General features: G+C 63.3%; 22 protein-coding genes. 8 read left to right on the plus strand and 14 right to left on the minus strand.

What is annotated here, in order from left to right:
* Positions 1-8: 8 nt before the first annotated feature.
* From ACVW0Y_RS10100 to ACVW0Y_RS10165, 14 genes are read right to left on the minus strand one after another with little or no spacing between them, the layout of a single operon-like run.
* Complete coding sequence (locus tag ACVW0Y_RS10100) at positions 9-1247, minus strand: NAD(P)/FAD-dependent oxidoreductase (protein ID WP_457437955.1); 1239 nt, start codon at positions 1245-1247, stop codon at positions 9-11.
* Positions 1234-2400, minus strand: coding sequence for a sodium:proton antiporter (locus ACVW0Y_RS10105; protein ID WP_457437956.1), 1167 nt, complete (start codon positions 2398-2400; stop codon positions 1234-1236). The genes ACVW0Y_RS10100 and ACVW0Y_RS10105 overlap by 14 nt, the downstream gene beginning before the upstream one ends.
* Positions 2397-4748, minus strand: a complete 2352-nt coding sequence (locus tag ACVW0Y_RS10110) for an MMPL family transporter (protein ID WP_457437958.1) — start codon at positions 4746-4748, stop codon at positions 2397-2399. The genes ACVW0Y_RS10105 and ACVW0Y_RS10110 overlap by 4 nt, the downstream gene beginning before the upstream one ends.
* Positions 4732-5409 carry an outer membrane lipoprotein carrier protein LolA gene (locus ACVW0Y_RS10115; protein ID WP_457437960.1) on the minus strand — a complete coding sequence of 226 codons (678 nt, stop codon included), beginning with the start codon at positions 5407-5409 and terminating at the stop codon, positions 4732-4734. Before ACVW0Y_RS10115 ends, ACVW0Y_RS10110 begins: the two co-directional genes overlap by 17 nt.
* The gene (locus tag ACVW0Y_RS10120; protein WP_457437961.1) at positions 5406-5831 is read right to left on the minus strand and encodes an acyl-CoA thioesterase; all 426 of its coding nucleotides are present in this window, start codon (positions 5829-5831) and stop codon (positions 5406-5408) included. Before ACVW0Y_RS10120 ends, ACVW0Y_RS10115 begins: the two co-directional genes overlap by 4 nt.
* Entirely contained in the window at positions 5824-7368 is a 1545-nt protein-coding gene (locus ACVW0Y_RS10125; RefSeq protein ID WP_457437962.1) for an HAL/PAL/TAL family ammonia-lyase, read from the minus strand. Before ACVW0Y_RS10125 ends, ACVW0Y_RS10120 begins: the two co-directional genes overlap by 8 nt.
* Positions 7361-8284, minus strand: a complete 924-nt coding sequence (locus tag ACVW0Y_RS10130) for an LpxL/LpxP family acyltransferase (protein ID WP_457437964.1) — start codon at positions 8282-8284, stop codon at positions 7361-7363. The genes ACVW0Y_RS10125 and ACVW0Y_RS10130 overlap by 8 nt, the downstream gene beginning before the upstream one ends.
* The gene (locus ACVW0Y_RS10135; protein ID WP_457438192.1) at positions 8281-9015 is read right to left on the minus strand and encodes a glycosyltransferase family 2 protein; all 735 of its coding nucleotides are present in this window, start codon (positions 9013-9015) and stop codon (positions 8281-8283) included. Before ACVW0Y_RS10135 ends, ACVW0Y_RS10130 begins: the two co-directional genes overlap by 4 nt.
* A gap of 4 nt (positions 9016-9019) precedes the next feature.
* On the minus strand, positions 9020-10705 hold the full coding sequence (locus ACVW0Y_RS10140; protein WP_457437966.1) for an AMP-binding protein: 1686 nt from the start codon (positions 10703-10705) through the stop codon (positions 9020-9022).
* Positions 10702-11247 (minus strand): hypothetical protein, encoded by a 546-nt coding sequence (locus ACVW0Y_RS10145; RefSeq protein WP_457437968.1) that lies wholly within the window; start codon positions 11245-11247, stop codon positions 10702-10704. Before ACVW0Y_RS10145 ends, ACVW0Y_RS10140 begins: the two co-directional genes overlap by 4 nt.
* A 22-nt stretch (positions 11248-11269) precedes the next feature.
* Positions 11270-11527, minus strand: a complete 258-nt coding sequence (locus ACVW0Y_RS10150; RefSeq protein WP_457437969.1) for an acyl carrier protein — start codon at positions 11525-11527, stop codon at positions 11270-11272.
* An 11-nt stretch (positions 11528-11538) separates the two neighbouring features.
* On the minus strand, positions 11539-11799 hold the full coding sequence (locus ACVW0Y_RS10155; protein ID WP_108097831.1) for a phosphopantetheine-binding protein: 261 nt from the start codon (positions 11797-11799) through the stop codon (positions 11539-11541).
* Positions 11780-12589 (minus strand): lysophospholipid acyltransferase family protein, encoded by an 810-nt coding sequence (locus tag ACVW0Y_RS10160; protein WP_457437970.1) that lies wholly within the window; start codon positions 12587-12589, stop codon positions 11780-11782. The genes ACVW0Y_RS10155 and ACVW0Y_RS10160 overlap by 20 nt, the downstream gene beginning before the upstream one ends.
* Entirely contained in the window at positions 12562-13290 is a 729-nt protein-coding gene (locus tag ACVW0Y_RS10165; protein ID WP_457437971.1) for a beta-ketoacyl synthase chain length factor, read from the minus strand. The genes ACVW0Y_RS10160 and ACVW0Y_RS10165 overlap by 28 nt, the downstream gene beginning before the upstream one ends.
* A gap of 434 nt (positions 13291-13724) precedes the next feature.
* Between ACVW0Y_RS10165 and ACVW0Y_RS10170 the strand changes: the two genes are divergently transcribed.
* The 8 genes from ACVW0Y_RS10170 (at position 13725) to pcaC (ending at position 21881) form a co-directional block, all read left to right on the plus strand.
* Positions 13725-14498 carry a ParA family protein gene (locus ACVW0Y_RS10170; protein WP_457438194.1) on the plus strand — a complete coding sequence of 258 codons (774 nt, stop codon included), beginning with the start codon at positions 13725-13727 and terminating at the stop codon, positions 14496-14498.
* A gap of 342 nt (positions 14499-14840) precedes the next feature.
* On the plus strand, positions 14841-15692 hold the full coding sequence (locus tag ACVW0Y_RS10175; protein WP_457437973.1) for a CoA transferase subunit A: 852 nt from the start codon (positions 14841-14843) through the stop codon (positions 15690-15692).
* Positions 15692-16474 carry a CoA-transferase subunit beta gene (locus tag ACVW0Y_RS10180; RefSeq protein WP_457437975.1) on the plus strand — a complete coding sequence of 261 codons (783 nt, stop codon included), beginning with the start codon at positions 15692-15694 and terminating at the stop codon, positions 16472-16474. The genes ACVW0Y_RS10175 and ACVW0Y_RS10180 overlap by 1 nt, the downstream gene beginning before the upstream one ends.
* Positions 16471-17676 (plus strand): 3-oxoadipyl-CoA thiolase, encoded by a 1206-nt coding sequence (gene pcaF / locus ACVW0Y_RS10185; protein ID WP_457437977.1) that lies wholly within the window; start codon positions 16471-16473, stop codon positions 17674-17676. Before ACVW0Y_RS10180 ends, pcaF begins: the two co-directional genes overlap by 4 nt.
* 200 nt (positions 17677-17876) lie before the next feature.
* Positions 17877-19166, plus strand: a complete 1290-nt coding sequence (locus tag ACVW0Y_RS10190) for an MFS family transporter (protein WP_457437978.1) — start codon at positions 17877-17879, stop codon at positions 19164-19166.
* Positions 19167-19323: 157 nt separating this feature from the next.
* Complete coding sequence (locus ACVW0Y_RS10195) at positions 19324-20676, plus strand: 3-carboxy-cis,cis-muconate cycloisomerase (RefSeq protein WP_457437979.1); 1353 nt, start codon at positions 19324-19326, stop codon at positions 20674-20676.
* Between the two features lie 9 nt (positions 20677-20685).
* Entirely contained in the window at positions 20686-21474 is a 789-nt protein-coding gene (pcaD, locus tag ACVW0Y_RS10200; RefSeq protein ID WP_457437980.1) for a 3-oxoadipate enol-lactonase, read from the plus strand.
* Positions 21475-21488: 14 nt separating this feature from the next.
* Positions 21489-21881 carry a 4-carboxymuconolactone decarboxylase gene (pcaC, locus tag ACVW0Y_RS10205; RefSeq protein ID WP_457437982.1) on the plus strand — a complete coding sequence of 131 codons (393 nt, stop codon included), beginning with the start codon at positions 21489-21491 and terminating at the stop codon, positions 21879-21881.
* Positions 21882-21925 lie beyond the last annotated feature (44 nt).

A 21925-nucleotide genomic window follows, 5' to 3' on the forward strand; every position in this document is an offset into this window, starting at 1 on the left:
CTGATTGATCACGCGGTGGCGCACAGCTCGGACAGTACCCGCAGGCGGCGCTTGGGTTCGGCCACGTAGGGGTTCTTCAGGTCCCAGGCATAGCCGGCCAGAATCGAGCAGATCATCGCGCGGATCTCCGGCGAGCTGCCGCGATGGTAGATCACGTCCTGGAAGCTCTCGTCGTACCAGCCTTCGACATAGGCGCGGAAGGTATCCACACCGCGTTTCAGCGGTACGGCGAACTCGCTTTCCCAGTCCAGCGTTTCCCCTCGCAGCTGACGGTCCAGCAGGCCGGCGGCCATGCTCGCCGAACGCATGGCGATGGTGACTCCGGAGGAGAACACCGGGTCGAGGAATTCCGCCGCGTTGCCCAGCAAAGCGAAGCCCGGGCCGTGCAGGGTTTTGACGTTGGCCGAGTAGCCACCGAGGCTGCGCACCGGGGTATCCCAGACGGCGTTGCTGATCAGATTGCCCAGGCTCGGGGCCTCGGCGATAAAGCTTTGCAGCGCTGTTTGCAGGTCGTCGGAGCGGCCCTGATGGCGTTCGCTGGAGGCCACCACACCGATCGAGCAGCGGCCGGTGCTGAACGGGATCAGCCAGAACCACACGTCGCGCATGGTCGGGTGGGTGGTGACCAGAATCTTTTCACGGTCGAAGGTGGCGTCGTCGATACGGTCTTCGATATGGGTGAACAGCGCCTGGCGTACCGGGAAAGCAGAGGGTGCTTCCAGATCCAGCAGGCGCGGCAGCACGCGGCCATAGCCGCTGGCGTCGAGGACGAAATCGGCCTGCACCTGGTACTCGCTGCCATCCAGACGACGCACGGTGGCCAGCGGCTTGCCGGTGAAATCGGTGGCGATGATCTCTTCTTCGTAACGGATTTCCACGCCCTGCAGTTCAGCCTGGTCGGCCAGCAGTTTGTCGAAGGTGGCGCGCTGCACCTGGAAGGTCCAGCCCTTGCCGTCGGTGAATTTCTCGCGGAAGTCGAAGTGCGTGCGCCGTTCGCCCCAGGCGAAGGCGGCACCATTCTTGCGCTGGAACCCGGCGGCTTCGACGGCTTCGAGCATGCCCGCTTCTTCGACAAAATCCAGGCAGTGGGCCAACAGGCTTTCACCAATGGAGAAGCGCGGAAACTGCTGGCGCTCGATGATCAGCACATCGTGCCCTTTGCGTTTCAACAGGGCCGCGGCGATAGCGCCAGACGGGCCTGCGCCGATAACCAGTACGCGACGCTGTTCCAATTCAAGCGACACCATGGGGACTCCTTGTGGCGGACTGTTGCGAAGGGAAACGCTTTTTGCCAACCGCCAGCAGGGCCGGCAGCAGGGTAGAGAACAGGCTCATCAAGAGCAGGCTGAAATAGCTCAGGGCGTCGATCAGTTGCAGTTGCAGCAACAGATTGAGGAACACCACTTCGGTCAGGCCGCGGATATTCAACAGCACGCTTTCCGACCACTTCAGCCGTGCGCTGGCGCTGGGCATGGCCCAGTGCAGGCCCAGCCAGCTGCCGAGCAATTTGCTCAGCACCGGCAGCACCAGCAGGGCACCGAGATTGAGCCAGGCATAACTGTCAGCGATGCCATGGAAATCCACCCGCAGCACGCCGCAGGTGAGAATCAGCGGAATCGCCAGACCGTTTAGCAGCAGCTTCCAGTGCCGCGGCGGCAAGGGCAGGGCGAAGGGTTGCTTGAGCCAGGCCAGGCACAGCATATAGCCGATGCCGAACACCAGGGCATTGAGCTTGAGCTGCTGGAACAGCAGCATCAGGGCAAAGAACGGCAGGCTGTAGAACAGCGCATGGCGCAGGCGCAGCAGCTTGTTCAGCAGCAGCGGCAACGCGGCGGCCAGTACCGGCCACAGCAGGGTCTGCGGATCGGCTGTGCCCTGGGCCAGGCCGAACAGGCTCCAGCACATCAGGTCCATCAGAATCGCGGCGTGCAGCAACCGCTTGATGCCGTCGGCCGGGTAGCCAATGTTCTGCAGATAAAGAAACAGCACCGGAATGGCGGTGATGGAAAACAGCAGGCCGATACCGATGGCGCTCAACCCACTGCGCTCGCCGGGCAGCAGCCACAGCGCGGCGGCGAGGCCGGCCAGCAGCGGTACCAGAAAGCTCGGCAGGGCGATTTTCAGGCTGGCGGCGCTCACCTGCAGATCGACCACATCGCTGAGGATATAGCCCAGCAGCAAGGCGAAACTCAGGTTGTACAGCAGGCTCAACCAGGTCGGTGCCAGTAGCGCTTTAGCCGTCAATTGCCAATGCGGCTCCACCCAGAACAACAGCACTAACGGAATGGCGATGCTCGCCACCAGCAGTTGGCCGACGATAGGGATCAGGCGTTGGCGACCGAGCAGCGCAACAGCGCCGTACAAGGCCAGGGCCAATAACCAGAAGACAATCACGTTCACTGCAGATGTTCCTTATCCGTGTGGCTGTCCTGCTCGCCTGCCCAAGGCGACAACAGAAAGCTGAAGGCCAGGCCAATGCTGATGGTCAGGCCAAAGTTACTGACTGCCGGCGTGCTGGAAAGCGCTAACAGACCAAAGGACAGCCAGGTGGTCAGCGCCGACAGCAAGGTGCCCAACAGGCTGGTGGCGGCACCGCCCACCCGTTCGCGCATGATGATGGCGTAATCCACGCCGATGGCCGTGACCAGCAGCAAGCCAAACAGACTGAACAGTGTCAGCGGTTGCCCCAGCCAGCCCAGGCTGGACAGACTGGCGAGTGCCGCCAATAGCGAAATCGCCAGCACCCGCGCCGCACCACGTGGGCCGAAAGGCAGGCAGAGCAGGGCAAAAATCAGTAAGCAGGAGGCCAGCTTCAATTCCGCTGCGCTGATCTGGGTGGCGGCGAACAGGCGGTTCAACTGGCCGAGGCGGTCCACCAGTTTCACCCCTGGCAAGCCATCGGCCTGGGCCGCCAGCAGCTCGCTGTCGCTCAGCCCTTGCAGGCTGACCAGACCGGCGACCTGGCCATCTACTGTGCTGCCCAGCCACAGACTGCGCCACGGCTCGCCAAGGGTGCCGGCCAGCGACTGCTCGACGCTGCGGATGGGCAGGGCCTGCAACTGGCGCACTTCCTCCTGCACCTGCTCGGCGGTTACGCCCAGGGCTTGCAGGCTCCCGCTGACTGCCGGCACGCGGCCGAGGGAATCACGCAGACTGGCCTGTTCCGAGGCCGGAGCCACCAGTTGGCTGAGGGCCATATAGCTTTTCAGCTTGCCGCTGGCGATCAGTTGATCGAGGCGTTCGCTCAGCACTTGCTGGCGCTGCAAGAGCTGCTCTTCGTCTTTGCCGCGCACCAGGTAGAACTGGCTGGTGGGCTGGAAGCCGATGATCTGGCTGATCGCCTGCGATTGCTGCAGCAGCGCCGGCGGCGTGCTGGCCCATTGGCGCAGGTCGTCCTTGTGCTTGAGCTGCAACACCCCGGCGGCGCAGAACAGCAGAAAGATCAGCAGCAGCCACGGCGTACCGATGCGCAGCAACACCCGCCGACGCCAATCCAGCAGGCGCTCGGCCAGGCCGTAGGGCTTGGCCCAAGGCACGATCTGCACCTTGCCCAGCAGGGCCGGCAACAGGCAGATGGCGCACAGATAGGAACCGAGCAGGCCGGCAGAGGAGAAGATTGCCACCTGGCTGAGGGCCGGGAACGGGGTAAAGGCCAGCGCCAGGTAACCGATCACATTGGTGGCCAGGCCCAGGCTCAAACCGAGGAAGGTGGCGCGCAGGGCCTTCCAGCTGTTCCAGGGTTGCAGGGTCCAGCTTTTCGATAGCAGGTGCAGGGGGTAATCAATGGCCACGCCGATCAGGCTGGCACCCAGCACCAGGGTCAGCACATGGATGGTGCCAAATACCGCCACCGTCGCCGTGAGCCCCGCCAGAACACCGATGGCCGCCGGCAGCAAGGCCACCAGCACGCGCATGCGGCGGAAGGCGACGAGCATCAGCAGCAAGGCACCGACACTGGACAGCGTGCCCATAAAACTGATTTCGCTGGTGGCCTGGCGTTGGCCGTGGGCCGAGTACAGCAGGCCGCTGCTGGCGAGCAGTTCGCCGCCCTGCGCCTGAATGTCGGCGCGGGCCTTGGCCACCAGGCTTTCCACCGTCAGTGGCAGGTTGCCGTCAAAGGCATTGCCACTGGTGCGGGCGCGCAATAGCGCCCAGGTTTTGCCGTCGCTTTCGGCCAGCAGGGCACCGCTGAGGTCGACCTGCACGTTGTGCAAGCGCGGCAGGCTTTTTTCCACCTGCGCGCCGAGGCCCAGCCAATCCTGTTCGGGGCTGAGCAGGCCCTGGCTGTGGAAGGGGTCGAACAGGTCTTGCACGCGGCGTTCGACAAAGGCCTGCGGGTCTTGCTGGAGCAGTTGCCGGTCAGCGCTGCCGAGCAGGGCCAGACGGCTGTCGAGCAATTGCTGGCGCAGTTGGCCGAGGTCGTAAGTGACGTCCCACTGCACTTTTTCAAATACCGGTGTATCCAGCTGCTTTTCCTGCTGCCATTGCTGACCGATGGTGGCTGCCTGGCGCAGGGCTTGCTGCTTGTCGGGGAAGCTGATCAGCAGCACCAGCTCACGGTTGAGCGGCTCCTGAATGATTTTTTCCGCGCGCTGTTCCAGCAGGTCCGGGGTATCGCTGGGCACCAGCTCCAGCAGGTTGGCCGAGACTGGCGCGCCGGCGCGCCATTGCCAGGCGGTGAGCGCGAGCAAGGCCAGCAGGGCGACGGTAAAGAGCCGTGGGCCCCAGTGCTCAATCCGCGAAAGCATGGCGATCGGTATCACTGAGCTGGTTGTCGGCGTGGCTGTCGGTCAGGCGCAGCACGGTGCTGTCGCCTTGGGTTTCGCGCAGTTCGATGCGCGCTACCTGCTCGCCGCCGGCAATCTGGATGCTGGTGAAAATCTGCTTGAGCAGCAGGCTGCGCGGGATCAGGTCGAGGGTCCAGGCCGCGGCCTCGCCACTCAGCTTCAGCTCGAAGTCCTGGCGCAGGCCGCTGCTGTCGCCTTTGAGCACAGCCAGAAACAGGCGGTTCTGCTGGGCGCTGGCATTTTGTTGCGGCACTTGCTGCCAGCCTTGCGCGGTGCGCTTGGCAATGCCGTTGCCGTCGATACGGTAATCCTGTTGCAGCGGGCTTTGCAGCAGCCAGAGCAGGCCAAGGTCGCGGCTCAAGACAAACTGCCCGGTGCTGGTCAGCGGCTTGGGCAGCGCACGCAGGTGTTTCTCCTGAATAAACGGCCCACGCACCACGGCTGGTTTGCTCAACTGGGCGGCCAGTTGCTCGAGGTCGAACGCCTGCGCCAAGGGTGCCAGCAGCAGGGTGATCAGCAGGGCGGCAAATGCATCGCGGCTGAAGCCGCTCCTACGCAATCGAAGAACGCGATACCCCGTAGGAGCGGCTTCCGCCGCGATCCGCTTCCCGAAGCACTTCATGCGATGGCCCGCTGCACGGCTTGGACGAACACAGTGGGCGAGGCCAACTGCATTTCCAGGCTGGCGATTTCCACCGCCACCTGCACGCTGCTGGCGCGGGTCATCCGCTCACCGGTGTCGGCGGCGGTGATCAGGTAATTGATCTTCAGGCGGTTCTCCCACTCCACCAGGTCGGCGCGCACGATAAGGCGCTGGCCGAACTTGGCACCGCGCATATAGCGCAGTTGCAGGTCGATGATCGGCCAGGCGTAACCGGCGTCGCGCATGTTGGCGTAGTTGTGGCCGATCTTGTCCAGCAGGGCGCAGCGCGCCACTTCCAGGTATTTGACGTAGTGGCCGTGCCAGACCACTTCCATCATGTCGACGTCGAAGAACGGCACGAGGATGTCCACCTCGGCCTGGATCACTCCACTGCTACGCATACAGGCTCCAATGGCGGCTGCGGATGCGGGTCAGACACAGGCGCAGTTCACGCTCCAGGGCACGGTCTTCGATCACCGGCGGGAAGTCTTCGCCCAGTTGCTGGTGCATGGCTGCCAGCGACGGCGGCAGCGGCCGCGCTTCCGCTTCGTGGCCACGCAGCCAGACGCCCTGGTTGGCGGCGATCAGGGTAGCAGCGGCGACCTGTTCGGTCAGCTCGAGGCTGCGCAGGGCATCGCGCGCGGCGATGGTGCCCATGCTGACTTTGTCCTGGTTATGGCATTCGGTGGAGCGCGAGAACACGCTGGCCGGCATGCTGTTTTTCAGCGCTTCGGCGGTCCAGGCGCTGGCACCGATCTGCACGGCCTTGAAGCCGTGGTTGATCATCGCGGTGTGCGCCGGGGCACCGGAGAGATTGCTCGGCAGCCCGTGGTTGTAACGGGTGTCCACCAGCAGCGCGAGCTGGCGGTCGAGCAGGTCGGCGACGTTGGCCACGAGGTTTTTCAGACCGTCCATGGCGAAGGCAATGTGCCCGCCATAGAAGTGCCCGCCGTGCAGCACGCGTTCGGCTTCGGCATCGATGATCGGGTTGTCGTTGGCGCTGTTCAGTTCGATCTCGATGAACTGGCGCAGCCAGCCCAGGCTGTCGGCCAACACCCCAAGCACATGGGGGGCGCAGCGCAGTGAGTAGCGGTCTTGCAGGCGATGCAGTGGCGCGGTCGGCGCGTCGATGGCGAGGTCTTTACGCAACCAGGCGGCCACTTGAGTTTGCCCCGGGTGCGGCTTGGCGGCGAACAGACGCTCGTCGAAGTGCTCCGGGTTGCCTTGCAGTGCCACCACGTTCAGCGCGGTGATGCGGGTGGCCAGTTGCAGCAGGTAGTCGGCGCGCGAATAGGCCAGACAGGCCAGGCCGGTCATCACCGCGGTGCCGTTCATCAAGGCCAGGGCCTCTTTCGGACGCAGGGTCAGCGGTTGCCAGTCCAGCTCGGCGTGCACCTCAGCGGCGCTGCGCACTTCGCCCTTGTACAGCACGTCGCGCACTCCGGTGAGGGTGGCGGCGACATAAGACAGCGGGGTGAGGTCGCCACTGGCACCCACCGAACCTTCTTCCGGAATCAGCGGCAGCACGTCGTGGTCGAGGAATGCCTGCAGGCGTTCCAGCAGCTCCACACGCACCCCGGACACTCCCTGGCACAGCGACTGCAAACGCGCCGCCAGCACTGCCCGGGTGGCCACCGGGTCAAGCAGTTTGCCCAGGCCGCAACCGTGGAAGGTGAACAGGTGCTGGGGCAGGGCTTCGACATGCTCCAGGGGCACGGCCACTACGCAGGAGTCGCCATAACCGGTGGTCACGCCGTAGATCACGCCTTCCTTGTCCAGCAGCGAGTCGAGGAACTGCGCGCCTTTGGCAATACGTTGGCGGAATGCGCTGTCGCTTTGCAGGGCGGTCGGGCTGCGTTGTTCGGCCAGGTTCACCACCTGCTCGATGCTGAGCGGTTGGGCACCGAACACGACGACGGGGGCGTGGGTGTTAGTCATGGGCAATCCAGAAGGGGAAGAAGTTGAACCACTGCTGCGGCGCCTGCAGGCAGTAGTGCGCCAGCCGTTCGGCATAGGCTTGGGCATGGCCGGCGATCACCTGATCACGTTCGCTGCGGCGCCATTCGACGCGCTCAGCAAAGGGTTCCAGGGTGACCTGGTAGCGGCCGTTGAGTTTCAGACAGAAGAGCAGATTGATCGGGCACTGCAGCAGCCCCGCCAGCAGCCAGGGGCCTTGCGGCAGGTCGGCAGGCTGGCCGAGAAAGTTCACCCGCGCACGCCGGCCGCCATGCAGCGGCACGCGGTCGCCGGCAATCGCCAGCCACTCGCCGCGCTCCAGGCGCTGGCTGAGCTGCAGCATGATTGCCGCGTCCAGTTCGCTGACCTGAATCAGCCGCAGGTGGGTGGCACCGGCCTGATTGAGCAGGCGGTTGAACTGCTCGGCGTGCTTGGTGTGCACCAGTACATTCATCTGCACTTTTTCGCCGAGTTCGGCCAGGGCGCGACAGACTTCGAGGTTGCCCAGGTGCGCGCCCACCAGCATCTGCCCGCGCTGTTCACGGTGCAGCTTGCCGCGGATATCGTCGGCATCGATCAGGCTGACCTGCTCCAACCCCAGGCGCCCGCTCCACACATCGAGCTTGTCCAGCAGGGTGTCGGCGAAGGCCATGAACTGGTTGAACACCGAGCGCCGAGTCGGGCGCAGTGCGGTTTTCCCGCTCCAATCGGCGAGGCGCTGCTGGTACTCGCGCACGCTATGGCGGGCAGTGCGCCCGGCAATATAGAAGTACAGCACGATCAGGTGCAGCAACGGGCTCAGCACCTTGCGCCCGAGGTTACGCGCCAGCCAGGCGGTAATGCTCATCAGCAGGTAGCTGCCGCGCTCGTTGTGCTTGGCCCAATGCCCGCTGTTCATGCCAACCACCTTTTGCCGAGGATGGCCGGGGCGCGCCAGAGCATGCCGAAGAACAGCTTGGCGTGCATTTTCGAGATCAGCACGTTGTCCAGCAGCAGGCGGAAATGCGACAGACCATCCTGGGGGTAATGCACTTTGATCGGCACCCAGCTCATTGGCTGGTTGCGCCAGCTCAGGCGCACCAGAATCTCGGTGTCGAAATCCATGCGCTTGCCGACGTTCACCGCGTTGATCAGCGCCAGGGTCGGGGCCAGCGGGTAGATACGGAAGCCACACATGGAGTCGCGGATCTGCACGGACAGGCTGTTGATCCACACCCACACATGGGTGAGGTAACGGGCGTAAAGCCGGCCCTTGGGCACGCTGTGGTCGTACTCCGGGTAACCGCAGATCAGGGTCTGCGGCTGCGCGCGGGACAGCTGTAAAAACTCGGCCAGGTTGCTCAGGTCATGCTGACCATCGGCGTCCACCTGCAGGGCATGGCTGAAGCCCAGGCGCGCCGCCTCGCGCAGACCGGCCATAACCGCGCCGCCTTTGCCCTGGTTGACCGGCAGGTGCACCACATAGGTGTTCGCCTGCTCGCCCAACTGGTCGATCACCACGCTGCATTCCGGGCTGGATGCATCGTTGACCAACACGCAGGGCAAGCCGGCGGCGCGCAGGGCGTCAACCACCGCAGGCAAGGCGTGCTCGTGGTTGTACACCGGAATCACCGCGCAGACGGCATGCACGGATTCAGGCGCTGACACGGGCGGCCTCCAGTAGAATGCGCCCGGACGAGCAGGGGGCCTCGCCATTGCGGTAGCTGAAGTAGAGCTTGCCGCGCTCGGCGTCGAAGCGCAGTTGCAACTGCAGGCGGTCGCCGGGGCGCGCCAGTTGCTGGAACTTCAAAACTTCCATGCCGCAGAAGCGCGGCGGCAACTCCATCAAGCCGCGGGCCAGGGTTTGCGCCCAATCCACCTGCACCACGCCGGGCAGAATCGGCGTTTTCGGGAAGTGACCGCTGAAATGGGCAAGGTCCAGGGGGACGTCCAGTTCCAGCTTCCACTCGCCATTTTCTTCGCGTTGGCTGACCACTTCGGGCAGCAAGGTGCGCGGCGCATACAGCAGCTGCTCGAGTACCGCCTGGGGCAATTTGCCCTGGGCATTCAGTGGCAGATGACGCACCAGGCGCCAGCGTCGCGGCAAGGCCAGGGCGATGCAATGCGGGCTCAGGTGCTGGCGCAGGCTATCGGTCAGCGCACGGCGGCCCTGGTTGCGCAGGGCATGCAGGCCGGCGTCGTTGAGGGCGACCAGCGCGCCGATGGAGGCGCGCTTGTCTTGCACCACGCCAAAGCGCGCGTCCGCCACCCAGGGGTGGCTGGCCAGCGCCTGTTCAAGCATGGGCAGGGAGATGCGTTTTTCTTCCAGCTTGACGATACGGTCCAGACGCCCGAGCAGCTCGAAGCGGCCATCGGCGTGCAGGGCGGCACCGTCGGCGGTCTGCTCGGTGTGGCCGGAGGCCAGATACGGCGAGCGAATAAACAGCGCGCCTTCGTCGTTCAGGCCCAACTCGACATCGGCAAACGGTTGCCACAGCGAGCCGCCCTGGCGCCAGGCGATGCCGCCGGTTTCCGAGCTGCCGAAAATCTCGGTCGGCACCTGGCCGAGCAGCTCACTCAACTGCGTAGCCGTTTCTTCCGGCAGCGCGCCGCCGGAAGAAAACACCCGACGCACACGGCCCAGGGCCTGCCAGTCGAGGTTGTCGCCCATGCGTTTAAGCAGGGCCGGGCTGGCGATCCAGGCGAAATTGGCCTGGGCCAGGCTCCAGCGTTGCAGGTCTTCCGGGAACGGCTGGGCGCGGCGCACGAACACGCGGCCGGCGCACAGCGGCCAGAGGACGCGGAACAGCAGGCCATAAATATGTTGCGCGGCCACGCTGCCAACGATCACCGCGTCATCCAGCTCTTCGCCCCACAGTGCTTCCAGGGCCAGCACTTCGGCGTGCATCTGGCGCAGGGTTTTATCGATCAGCTTCGGTTCGCCACTGGAGCCGGAGGTGCACAGGGTCAGGCCGACGAAATCCAGGTCCAGCGCGGCGGCGGGCAGCGGCTCGGCATACAACTCGCTCAGGCGGGTGTCGTCGTCCTGCTCGGTTATCCACAGATCGACATGGGGCGTCAGGCGCTCGCGGCTCTGCGCTTGCAGATCGGCAGGCAGCAGCACGCGCACGCCAGCACGCCAGGCACCGAGCAGGGCGATGGCCAGGTCGCTGCTGTCTTCCAGGTGCACCGCCAGGTTGCGTATGCCACGCTCTTGCAGGCCGGCGGCCAGGCTCAAGGCCTGTACACAGAGGTCGGCATGCAGCAGCGCCGGTTCAACGGTGACCGGGCGGGCCAGCGCAGGGGTGAGCAACTGCTGCAGGTCTATCCACTTACTCATACATGGCCTCGCACACGTTGGCGCACCAGCCATTCGGCGGCGAACAACATGCCCATCAAAACGTAGGAAATCAGCCCGGTGTACAGCGTCCACCAGCTCAGTGGTGCCCACAGGGTCAGGGCACTTACCAGCGCGGCATTGAACACAAAGAAGCCGACCCACACCTTGGTCACCTGCCGCGTGTAGGCAATTGCCACCTCAGGCAACTCCGGCTCGCGCAGGCGCGCCAGGCGCTCGACCATCGGCGGGCCGTATTTCAGGCTGAGGCCAAACAGCGCCAGGCCGAACAGGCTGATCAACGCCGGGTACCAGCGCAGCAGGGTAGGGCTGTCGACCAGGCCGAGCAGCACGCAGAAACTCAGGGCGGCGATGGCCATGCCGCGGCTACCGGGCTTCTGCCCCTGGACGAGAAAACGCGCCAGCCACAGCCCACCCAGCAGCAGGGCGAAGAAGCGCGGTGCCAGGTGCTGCTGGCCGTAATACACGGCAAAGGGGTAGGCCAGCCCAGCCACCAGCAGCACCAGTCCGATCAGGCGGTTCATACCACGTCCATCACAAAACCCATCAGGCGGCGGGCGCGTTGACCAGGCGGTATACCGCCTCGACCACGTCACCTACGGTACGCACGGCCTTGAAGTCTTCGGCGGCGAGTTTCTTGCCGGTTTTGCGTTTGATGTGGTCGATCAGATCGACTGCGTCGATGCTGTCGATTTCCAGGTCCTGATACAGGTTGGCTTCCAGGGTGACGCGCTCGGGTTCGAGTTCGAACAGTTCGACTAGCGACTCGCGCAGGGTGCTGAAAATTTCGTCACGGTTTTGCATGGTGGTCTCTCTTACGCGGCTTGCTGTGCTGACACGAACACAGCGAGGCTGGCCACGTTGGCAAAATGCTTGCGGGTGTCTTTGGCGTCGGCGTCGATCTTGAAGCCGAAGCGCTTCTGGATGGCCAGGCCCAGCTCCAGGGCGTCTACCGAGTCCAGGCCGAGGCCTTCGCCGAACAGCGCCATGTCGGCGTCGATATCGTCGGGGCCGATGTCTTCAAGGCCGAGGGCCTCGATGATCAGGTTTTTTATCTCAAGCTGCAGATCGCTCATCTTTGGCGAGCTCCTTAATAAAGTGTTGGTGCAGGTGTTCGTTGAGCTTGCGCGAGGCGATGGGTGCCGAGCTGTGGGCGGTGAACTGCTGCGGGTCGATATCCTCGCCGACGCGCATTTCAAAGTGAAAGCGCCGCGACGGAATGCGGTACCAGGGCTCGGCCTTGGTCAATGTGGTGGGGGTGACGCTGATCACCACCGGGGTAACGACGCTCGCCCCGCGCAAGGCGATGGCCGCTGCGCCGCGGTGAAACTCTGGCGGCTGGCCCGGCGTGGTGCGGGTGCCTTCGGGGAAGACGATGAGGGTCTGGCCGCTGCGCAGGGCATCGGAGGTTTCATCGAGCATGTCCATGCTGCCGCTGTTGCTGATGTACTCGGCGGCGCGGATCGGCCCGCGCATGCACGGGTTGTCCCACAGGCTCTGCTTGACCACGCAGTTGGCGTCCCGGATGAAGGCGATCAGCACCACCACATCGATCAGCGAAGGGTGGTTGGCGATCACGATCTGCCCCGGCCGGCCGAGGCGCTCGATACCCTGCACCTCGAAGGTCAGCACGCCGGTGCGGTGCATGAATTCGACGAAGGCGCGAAAGGTCCAGCTCACCGTGGCGCGCGCCCGGGTACGGCGCTGCACGGCATCGCCAGGCAGCAGCGACAGCAGCGGGAATACCACAATGCGCAAAAACACCCCACCCACACCAAACAGGGCGAAGCTCAGGGCGGTAGCGATCAGGCGCCACCAATAGGGCGCGCTGTAACGGCTCAGGCGCTGTTCTGTTGCCAGCTCCATTGTCGACTTCTCCAACGATGCTCCAGGGAGGTTGCGCCGCCACTGAGGGCGCGAACCAGGTTAAGTGCGTGCGGCCACTCTGCGGTGGCTGTATCGGCAGATGAAACGTGTGCATTCAATTGCAGGTGCCATTGATTGCCGGGCTTGAGTAGCAGCGCGACGGCATAGGGCAAGGGCACATCGGTAATCCACGGCGCATAGGCGACCGGCGGGGTGTCTTCGGCAATCACCAGCAACACCGCCGGTGCGCCTTCGGCCAGCAGCAGCTGGGCTTCCATGACGGCGTGCTCAAGGCCATCGGCTTCGCCGGCCAGGGCGGTCATTTCACTGGTGTCGCCGCGCATGATCGACCATTGGCCGATGATGGCGTTGTGCACCGACAGGCTGAACTGGGTCGGCGACAGCGGTGCCTCGGCGCTGACATCGCTGAGCAGGGCGAAGGTGCGCGGGGTTTCGCCGTGGCGCGACATAAACACCAGCGGCAGCGGCGCGCCATGGGCGTCGGCCAGGGGCCAGGCAACACTGAAGGCCATTCGCGCCAGAGGGCTGAGGCGGCGGCGCTGCATGGCCGGAAGAAAATTTACATCGGGCAACGAATCGCTGGCGGCAGGCGGCGAAGACTGAAGGCTCCATGCCTGCCAGTCGCTTTCCTGCGTGAGGCCTGGGGCCCAGGCGCGCCATTGATCAATTGAAAAGTGCATCGGGCCAGCTCTTGCGTCCATGTCAACGAGGGCGACTGCGCCTGGCTCCGGTCTTCTGGTCGTCGGCCATACGGCGTTGAAATTGCGCTGCCCGTGCTCACGTACTTGAGTACGCTGCGCCGGTCAGCACACTTTCGCCTTGTCTGGCTCTAGCCCAAAAGACCTTGAATCAGGTGTTACTCGACAGCAATAGCTGTCTTCGCCGTTGTAAAAAACTCACAACCGCAATAGCGCAATAGCAAAGTGCCGGCATTATCCCGACGTGGCGGGCCTCAGGCAAACATTGGTTACAGACGCAGATTGCGGGGCGCTATTTTGCCCATGTTTGCCCGAAATATCCGCGCCGCTGGTCACTGTTCACTGCTGCACCTCGCCCTGGCCCTGCGCTTTGCATAGAATCCCAGGCTATTCGAGGCTCAGGACGAGGTATGAATATGCGACGTGTAGTGTTCAACCAGAAAGGCGGCGTGGGTAAGTCCAGCATTGCCTGCAACCTGGCGGCAGTCAGCGCCAAAGAGGGTTACCGCACCCTGCTGATCGACCTGGATTCCCAGGCCAACTCCACGCAATACCTCACGGGCCTGACCGGTGAAGACATCCCTATGGGGATTGCCGACTTCTTCAAGCAGACCTTGTCCACCGGGCCCTTTGCCAAGAAGGGTCAGGTAGATATCTACGAAACGCCCTTCGACAACCTCCATGTGGTGACCGCCACCCGCGAGCTGGCTGACTTGCAGCCCAAGCTGGAGGCCAAACACAAGATCAACAAGCTGCGCAAACTGCTCGATGATCTGGCCGAAGACTACGACCGTATCTATCTGGATACGCCGCCGGCCTTGAACTTCTATACCGTTTCGGCGCTGATCGCGGCAGATCGCGTGTTGATTCCTTTCGATTGCGACAGTTTCTCCCGGCAGGCGCTGTATGGGCTGCTGGCGGAGATCGATGAGTTGAAGGAAGACCACAACGAAGGGCTGGAGGTGGAAGGGATTGTGGTTAACCAGTTTCAGGCGCGGGCGAGCCTGCCGCAGCAGTTGCTGGATGAGTTGATTGCCGAGGGGTTGCCGGTGTTGCCGGTTTATCTCACTTCCTCGGTGAAGATGCGGGAGTCGCATCAGGCGTCGATTCCGCTGATTTATCTGGAGCCTCGGCACAAGCTGACTTTGCAGTTTGTGGAGTTGCATGACTTGTTGGAGGCGGGGAGCTAACGCTCGTTTGGTTTGGTTTGGTTTGGTTTGGTTTGGCGGTGTTCTTCTTTACCGCGGGTGCTGGACGTTTGGTTTCGCGCCTTACGCGCGAGCTTCTTTTGGCATTGCCCCAAAAGAAGCTCGCGCGTAAGGCGCGAAATAGAGCTCAGAGCGCACGCGGTAAAGAAAATCTGCGCGCGACCCAAAGCCAGCAAACGCGGCAAAAGCACGGCAATCGACCGTTCGATAATCGAACGGATAGTCGATTATCGGATTGTCCCCCCTCCCACCGCGGCGTACTGTTTTCCCACCCGGCGTCCACCTCTCTCTCCCGACGCCTCGGATAACAAGACGAGATCGAACATGGCTGAACTCCTGTCTCTGCGCGAAGCGGTCGAGCGCTTTGTCCATGATGGCGACACCGTCGCCCTCGAAGGCTTTACCCACCTGATTCCGACTGCTGCCTCCCACGAGCTGATCCGTCAGGGCAAGAAAGACCTGACGCTGGTGCGCATGACCCCCGACCTGGTTTACGACCTGCTGATCGGTGCCGGTTGCGCCAAGCGTCTGGTGTTCTCCTGGGGCGGCAACCCTGGCGTCGGTTCGCTGCACCGCCTGCGTGATGCGGTCGAAAAAGACTGGCCGCATGCGCTGGAGATCGAAGAGCACAGCCACGCCGACCTCGCCAACTCTTATGTGGCCGGCGCTTCGGGCCTGCCATTTGCGGTGCTGCGTGCCTACGCCGGTTCCGACCTGCCCAAGGTCAATCCGCTGATCAAGACTGTCACCTGCCCGTTCACCGGCGAAATTCTGGCGGCCGTGCCGTCGGTGCGTCCGGATGTGACGGTGATCCACGCGCAGAAGGCTGACCGCAAGGGTAACGTCCTGCTCTGGGGCATTCTCGGCGTGCAGAAGGAGGCGGCCCTGGCGGCCAAGCGCTGCATCGTCACTGTGGAAGAGATCGTCGATGACCTTAATGCGCCGATGAATGCCTGTGTGCTGCCAACCTGGGCACTCACCGCTGTGTGCCTGGTGCCAGGCGGTGCGCATCCGTCTTATGCACATGGCTATTACGAGCGCGACAACCGCTTCTACCAGGCCTGGGACCCGATTGCCCGCGACCGTGCAACCTTCACCGCGTGGATCGATGAATACATTCGTGGCACCGAAGACTTCGCCGCTTTCCAGCAGAAGCTCGCCTCGGAGGGCAAGTGATGAGCGACTACAGCACCAATGAAATGATGACCGTCGCCGCCGCCCGCCGCCTGAAGAATGGCTCGGTGTGTTTTGTCGGTATCGGCCTGCCTTCGAAGGCCGCCAACCTGGCCCGTCTGACGTCGTCGCCGGATGTGGTTCTGATCTACGAGTCCGGCCCGATTGGCGCCAAACCCACTGTGTTGCCGCTGTCGATTGGTGATGGCGAGCTGGCGGAAACGGCTGACACCGTGGTGCCAACCGGCGAGATTTTCCGTTACTGGCTGCAGGGCGGGCGCATTGACGTCGGTTTCCTCGGCGCGGCCCAGGTGGACAAGTTCGGCAATATCAACACCACCGTAATCGGTGATTACCACAAGCCGAAAGTGCGCCTGCCCGGTGCCGGTGGCGCGCCGGAAATTGCCGGTTCGGCCAAGTCGGTGCTGATTATCCTCAAGCAGTCGCACCGCACCTTTGTGGATAAGTTGGCGTTTATCACCTCGGTCGGTTTTGGTGACGGCGGTGATCACCGTCAGCGCCTCGGCCTGCCAGGCAAAGGCCCGGTGGGGATCATTACCGACCTGTGCATCATGGAGCCGGAAGCCGGTACTAACGAGTTCATCGTCACCTCGCTGCATCCGGGCGTGACCCGCGAGCAGGTGGTGGAAGCCACTGGCTGGCAGATCCGTTTTGCCGACAACGTCAGCGTTACCGAAGCTCCCCAGGCCCACGAGCTGGAAGCCCTGCGTGCCCTTGAGGCGCGTACTGCGGCGGCCCACGGCCAGGCCGGAGGTGAGGAATGACTCGCGAGGTATTTATCTGCGATGCGGTGCGTACGCCCATTGGCCGCTTGAACGGCGGTCTGGCCCCGGTGCGTGCCGATGACCTGGCGGCGATTCCGCTCAAGGCGCTGATGGAGCGCAACCCGCAGGTGGATTGGAACGCCCTGGACGAAGTGTTTATGGGTTGTGCCAACCAGTCGGGCGAAGACAACCGCAACGTCGCGCGTATGGCAGTGCTGCTCGCTGGTCTGCCGGAAAGCGTGCCGGGCGTGACCCTCAACCGCCTGTGCGCTTCCGGGATGGAAGCGGTGGGGGCGGCCTTCCGTGCCATCGCCAGCGGCGAAATGGAATTGGCCATCGCCGCCGGCGTCGAGTCGATGACCCGCGCGCCCTATGTGATGGGCAAGGCAGACAGCGCCTTTGGCCGTGGGCAGAAACTGGAAGACACCACCCTTGGTTGGCGCTTCGTCAATCCGCTGATGAAAGAGCAGTACGGCGTCGACCCGATGCCGGTCACCGGCGACAACGTGGCTGAGGATTACCAGGTCAGCCGTGCCGATCAGGACGCCTTCGCCCTGCGCAGCCAGCAGCGTGCGGCGGCGGCTCAGGAAGCCGGTTTCTTCGCTGAAGAAATCGTGCCGGTGGTGATCAAGGGCAAGAAGGGCGACAGCACCGTTAGCATCGACGAGCACCCGCGTGCCGACACCAACGCTGAAGGCCTGGCCAAGCTCAAACCGGTCAATGGTGCGGACAAAACCGTCACCGCCGGCAATGCCTCGGGCCTTAACGACGGCGCTTCGGCGATGATCCTGGCCTCGGCCGATGCGGTGAAAAAATTCGGCCTCACGCCGCGCGCCAAAGTGCTCGGCATGGCCAGTGGCGGCGTGGCCCCGCGGGTAATGGGCATCGGCCCGATTCCGGCGGTGCGCAAGTTGCTGAAACGGCTTGAGCTGAGCATCGATGCGTTTGATGTGATCGAGCTGAACGAGGCGTTTGCCGCGCAAGGGTTGGCGGTAACGCGGGATCTCGGTCTGGCCGATGACAGCGCCAAGGTGAACCCCAATGGCGGTGCCATCGCCCTCGGCCATCCGCTGGGCATGAGTGGTAATCGCCTTGTGCTGACGGCGGTGCATCAATTGCAGAAAACCGGCGGCAAGCTGGGCTTGGCAACGATGTGTGTCGGCGTGGGGCAGGGTTTGGCGATTGCCATCGAAGCTGTGTAGGCAGCTATCCCGAGCCTGTCTTGAAATTCTGGGTCCCAGCCTTCGCTGGGACGACGGTGGACTCTCACCCACCACCGTCATCCCAGCGCAGGCTGGGACCCAGGTACACCGATATCAAAGCAAAGGAAGGTGCTTTGGTTTGAACGGGGTTGCAGTTGCTGGGTCTAGACTCAGGCAAACCCTCTGATGAGTAACAAATTATGACCACCCCGCATTACACCGGCGAAGAGCGCAGCAAGCGCATCTTTGCGATCGTAGGTGCCTCTTCGGGCAACTTGGTTGAATGGTTCGACTTCTATGTCTATGCCTTCTGCGCCATCTATTTCGCCCCGGCCTTCTTCCCGTCTGACGACCCCACGGTGCAGTTGCTCAACACCGCAGGCGTATTCGCCGCCGGGTTTCTGATGCGCCCGATTGGTGGCTGGCTGTTTGGCCGGGTTGCCGACAAACATGGTCGCAAGAACTCGATGATGATCTCGGTGCTGATGATGTGTGCCGGCTCCCTGGTCATCGCCTTTATGCCGACCTACGCCACCATCGGTGCCTGGGCACCGGCCATTCTGTTGATGGCACGCATGTTTCAGGGCCTGTCGGTGGGCGGCGAGTACGGCACCACGGCGACTTATATGAGTGAGGTGGCGCTGCGTGGTCAACGCGGTTTCTTTGCCTCGTTCCAGTACGTGACGCTGATCGGCGGGCAACTGCTGGCGGTATTGCTGGTGGTGATCCTGCAGCAGTTTCTGAGCGAAGAAGAACTACGTGCCTGGGGCTGGCGTATTCCGTTTGTAGTGGGTGCCGCCGCGGCGGTGATTTCCTTGCTGCTACGTCGCAGCCTGGAAGAAACCACCACCGCCGAACAACGTGCCGACAAAGACGCCGGTAGCGTGGCCGCCCTGTTCAAACACCACAAAGCCGCGTTTATCACCGTGCTCGGTTACACCGCCGGTGGCTCGCTGATTTTCTACACCTTCACCACTTATATGCAGAAGTACCTGGTGAACACTGCCGGTATGCACGCCAAAACGGCGAGCTACATCATGACCGGCGCGCTGTTCCTGTATATGTGCATGCAGCCGCTGTTCGGCCTGCTTTCCGACAAGATCGGCCGGCGCACTTCCATGCTCTGGTTCGGCGCGCTGGGTACCCTGTGTACCGTACCGATTCTGCTGAGCCTGAAAACCATCACCAGCCCGTTCCTGGCCTTTGTGCTGATCACCCTGGCGTTGGCGATTGTGAGTTTCTACACCTCCATCAGCGGCTTGGTGAAAGCGGAAATGTTTCCGCCACAGGTGCGTGCCTTGGGCGTGGGCCTGGCCTATGCAGTGGCCAACGCGCTGTTTGGCGGCTCGGCGGAATATGTGGCGCTGGGGCTGAAAAGCATCGGCATGGAAAACACCTTCTACTGGTATGTAACGGTGATGATGGCGGTGGCTTTCCTGTTTAGTCTGCGCTTGCCGAAACAGGCGGCGTATCTGCATCACGATCACTAAGATCGGTGGCACGCGCCATACGGCGGATATCGGCTCTACGGCCGTACGGCGGATACCGGCGCTTCGTAGGAGCGGCTTCAGCCGCGATGCTCTTGAGCTAAACGCATCGCGGCTGAAGCTGCTCCTACGGGAACGCGGTTCTTATTAAGGACGATGTATGAGCAACAAGTTGTTCGACACCTACTTCACCCAGCCCGCCATGCGCGCGATCTTTTCCGATCATGGGCGGCTGCAGGGCATGCTCGACTTCGAGGCGGCGCTGGCCCGTGCCCAGGCGGCCACCGGGCTGATTCCAGCCGCGGTGGTGGCACCTATCCAGGGGGCCTGCCAGGCCGAACTGTTTGATGTGGATAGCCTCGCCGTGGCGATTGCCACGGCCGGCAATTCGGCGATTCCGCTGGTCAAGGCGCTGGGTAAACAGATCGCCGGCGTCAGCGCCGAAGCCGAGCGTTATGTGCACCTCGGTGCCACCAGCCAGGACGTGATGGACAGCGGCCTGGTGCTGCAACTGCGCAGCGCCATCGCCTTGCTGGAGCAGGACCTGGCGAGCCTGGCCAACGCCCTGGCCAGTCAGGCCAGTCTGCATTGCGCCACGCCGATGGCTGGCCGTACCTGGCTGCAACACGCCACGCCGGTGACCCTGGGGATGAAAATCGCCAGCAGCCTGGGTGCCGTCAACCGTCATCGGCAGCGCCTGGCCGAACTCAAACCACGCTTGCTGGTGCTGCAATTTGGCGGTGCCTCCGGCAGCCTGGCGGCGCTCGGCGATAACGCCATGCCGGTGGCTGAAGCGCTGGCCGGCGAGCTCAATCTGCAGCTGCCGGAACAACCCTGGCATACCCAGCGTGATCGTCTGGTGGAGTTCGCCAGTTGGCTCGGTCTGGTTGCCGGCACCCTGGGTAAACTCGGGCGTGACCTCAGTCTGCTGATGCAAACCGAAGCCGCTGAGGTGTTCGAACCCTCGGCACCGGGCAAGGGTGGCTCGTCCACCATGCCGCATAAACGCAACCCGGTGAGCTGCGCGGTATTGATCGGCGCCGCCACCCGTGCCCCCGGTCTGGTGGCGACCATGCTTTCCGCCATGCCACAAGAACACGAACGCAGCCTGGGCCTGTGGCATGCCGAATGGGAAACCCTGCCGGAACTCTGCCGCTTGCTGTCCGGTGCCTTGCAACAGGCGCTGGTGGTAGTGCCCGGCCTGGAAGTGGACGCCGCGCGTATGCGCCGCAACCTCGACCTGACCCAGGGGTTGGTATTGGCCGAGGCGGTGAGCATCACCCTGGCGCAGCGTATCGGTCGCGATGCCGCCCACCATCTGCTCGAGCAATGCTGCCGTCTGGCGGTGGAGCAGGGCGTGCATCTGCGTCAGGTGCTGGGGGAAAACGCCGAGGTCACCGCGCAACTCAGCGATGGGGAACTGGACCACCTGCTCGACCCCGCCCATTACCTTGGCCAGGCGCGTCTGTGGGTGCAGCGCGCGATTGCCGAGCATCAGACCTTAAGTAGTTAGGAGCCTTGCATGCCCGCCGTACAACTCGCCGATGGCGAACTGAACTATCAACTGGACGGCCAAGCCGGCCTGCCGGTGCTGGTGCTGTCCAACTCCCTGGGCACCGACCTGCATATGTGGGACGCGCAGATCGCCGCCTTCACCAAGCATTTCCAGGTGCTGCGCTACGACACCCGTGGCCACGGCAAATCCCTGGTCAGCGAGGGCATCTACAGCATCGAACAGAACGGCCGCGATGTGCTGGCCCTGCTTGATGCGCTGGCCATCGAGCAGGTGTATTTCTGCGGCCTGTCCATGGGTGGCCTGATTGGCCAGTGGCTGGCCATCAATGCTGCGCAGCGCCTGAAACGCGTGGTGCTGTGCAACACCGCCGCCAAGATTGGTAACCCTGACGTGTGGAACCCGCGCATCGAAATGGTCTTGCGTGACGGCCCGGCAGCCATGCTGTCGCTGCGCAATGCGTCCATCGCTCGCTGGTTCACCCCGGCCTTTGCCGAGGCGCAAACCGCCAAGGTCGAAGCGGTGGTCGGCATGCTCGCCGCCACTTCGCCGCAAGGCTACGCCGCCAACTGTGCGGCGGTGCGTGACGCGGATTTCCGTGAGCAGCTCGCCGCTATCGAGCTGCCGCTGTTGATGGTCTGCGGTACCGAGGATGCGGTGACCACCCCAGCCGATGGGCGCTTTATCGTTGAGCGGGTAAAGGGCGCACAGCTGGTGGAGTTCCACGCCGCGCATCTATCCAACGTCGAAGCCGGCGATGCCTTTAGCCAGGCTGTACTCGACTTTCTTACCCACTGATTGGCGGACGCCCAATGGACGAAAAACAACGTTATGACGCGGGTATGCAAGTACGCCGCGCGGTACTCGGCGACGCCCATGTCGACCGCAGCCTGCAGAACCTCACGCCGTTCAACGAAGAGTTCCAGGAAATGATCACCCGCCACGCCTGGGGTGATATCTGGACCCGTCCCGGCCTGCCGCGCCACACCCGCAGCCTGGTGACCATCGCCATGCTGATCGGCATGAACCGCGAAGGTGAACTGAAGCTGCACCTCAAGGCCGCCAAGAACAACGGCGTGACCCGCGAGGAGATCAAAGAGGTGCTGATGCAGAGTGCGATCTATTGCGGGATTCCTGCCGCAAACGCCACCTTCCATCTCGCCGAAGAAGTGTGGGACGAGATGGGCGTGGAATCTTTGAAGTGACCGTTTAAAAGCATCGCGGCTGAAGCCGCTCCTACGAATGGTGC

It is taken from the genome of Pseudomonas sp. TE3786, assembly GCF_054057335.1.

Coding starts and splice junctions, on each gene's coding strand:
- ACVW0Y_RS10100 (WP_457437955.1), bottom strand. CDS start 1,247: ATGGTGTCGCTTGAATTGGAACAGCGTCGCGTACTGGTTATCGGCGCA.
- ACVW0Y_RS10110 (WP_457437958.1), bottom strand. CDS start 4,748: ATGCTTTCGCGGATTGAGCACTGGGGCCCACGGCTCTTTACCGTCGCC.
- ACVW0Y_RS10115 (WP_457437960.1), bottom strand. CDS start 5,409: ATGAAGTGCTTCGGGAAGCGGATCGCGGCGGAAGCCGCTCCTACGGGG.
- ACVW0Y_RS10120 (WP_457437961.1), bottom strand. CDS start 5,831: ATGCGTAGCAGTGGAGTGATCCAGGCCGAGGTGGACATCCTCGTGCCG.
- ACVW0Y_RS10125 (WP_457437962.1), bottom strand. CDS start 7,368: ATGACTAACACCCACGCCCCCGTCGTCGTGTTCGGTGCCCAACCGCTC.
- ACVW0Y_RS10130 (WP_457437964.1), bottom strand. CDS start 8,284: ATGAACAGCGGGCATTGGGCCAAGCACAACGAGCGCGGCAGCTACCTG.
- ACVW0Y_RS10140 (WP_457437966.1), bottom strand. CDS start 10,705: ATGAGTAAGTGGATAGACCTGCAGCAGTTGCTCACCCCTGCGCTGGCC.
- ACVW0Y_RS10145 (WP_457437968.1), bottom strand. CDS start 11,247: ATGAACCGCCTGATCGGACTGGTGCTGCTGGTGGCTGGGCTGGCCTAC.
- ACVW0Y_RS10150 (WP_457437969.1), bottom strand. CDS start 11,527: ATGCAAAACCGTGACGAAATTTTCAGCACCCTGCGCGAGTCGCTAGTC.
- ACVW0Y_RS10155 (WP_108097831.1), bottom strand. CDS start 11,799: ATGAGCGATCTGCAGCTTGAGATAAAAAACCTGATCATCGAGGCCCTC.
- ACVW0Y_RS10160 (WP_457437970.1), bottom strand. CDS start 12,589: ATGGAGCTGGCAACAGAACAGCGCCTGAGCCGTTACAGCGCGCCCTAT.
- ACVW0Y_RS10165 (WP_457437971.1), bottom strand. CDS start 13,290: ATGCACTTTTCAATTGATCAATGGCGCGCCTGGGCCCCAGGCCTCACG.
- ACVW0Y_RS10170 (WP_457438194.1), top strand. CDS start 13,725: ATGCGACGTGTAGTGTTCAACCAGAAAGGCGGCGTGGGTAAGTCCAGC.
- ACVW0Y_RS10175 (WP_457437973.1), top strand. CDS start 14,841: ATGGCTGAACTCCTGTCTCTGCGCGAAGCGGTCGAGCGCTTTGTCCAT.
- ACVW0Y_RS10180 (WP_457437975.1), top strand. CDS start 15,692: ATGAGCGACTACAGCACCAATGAAATGATGACCGTCGCCGCCGCCCGC.
- pcaF (WP_457437977.1), top strand. CDS start 16,471: ATGACTCGCGAGGTATTTATCTGCGATGCGGTGCGTACGCCCATTGGC.
- ACVW0Y_RS10190 (WP_457437978.1), top strand. CDS start 17,877: ATGACCACCCCGCATTACACCGGCGAAGAGCGCAGCAAGCGCATCTTT.
- ACVW0Y_RS10195 (WP_457437979.1), top strand. CDS start 19,324: ATGAGCAACAAGTTGTTCGACACCTACTTCACCCAGCCCGCCATGCGC.
- pcaD (WP_457437980.1), top strand. CDS start 20,686: ATGCCCGCCGTACAACTCGCCGATGGCGAACTGAACTATCAACTGGAC.
- pcaC (WP_457437982.1), top strand. CDS start 21,489: ATGGACGAAAAACAACGTTATGACGCGGGTATGCAAGTACGCCGCGCG.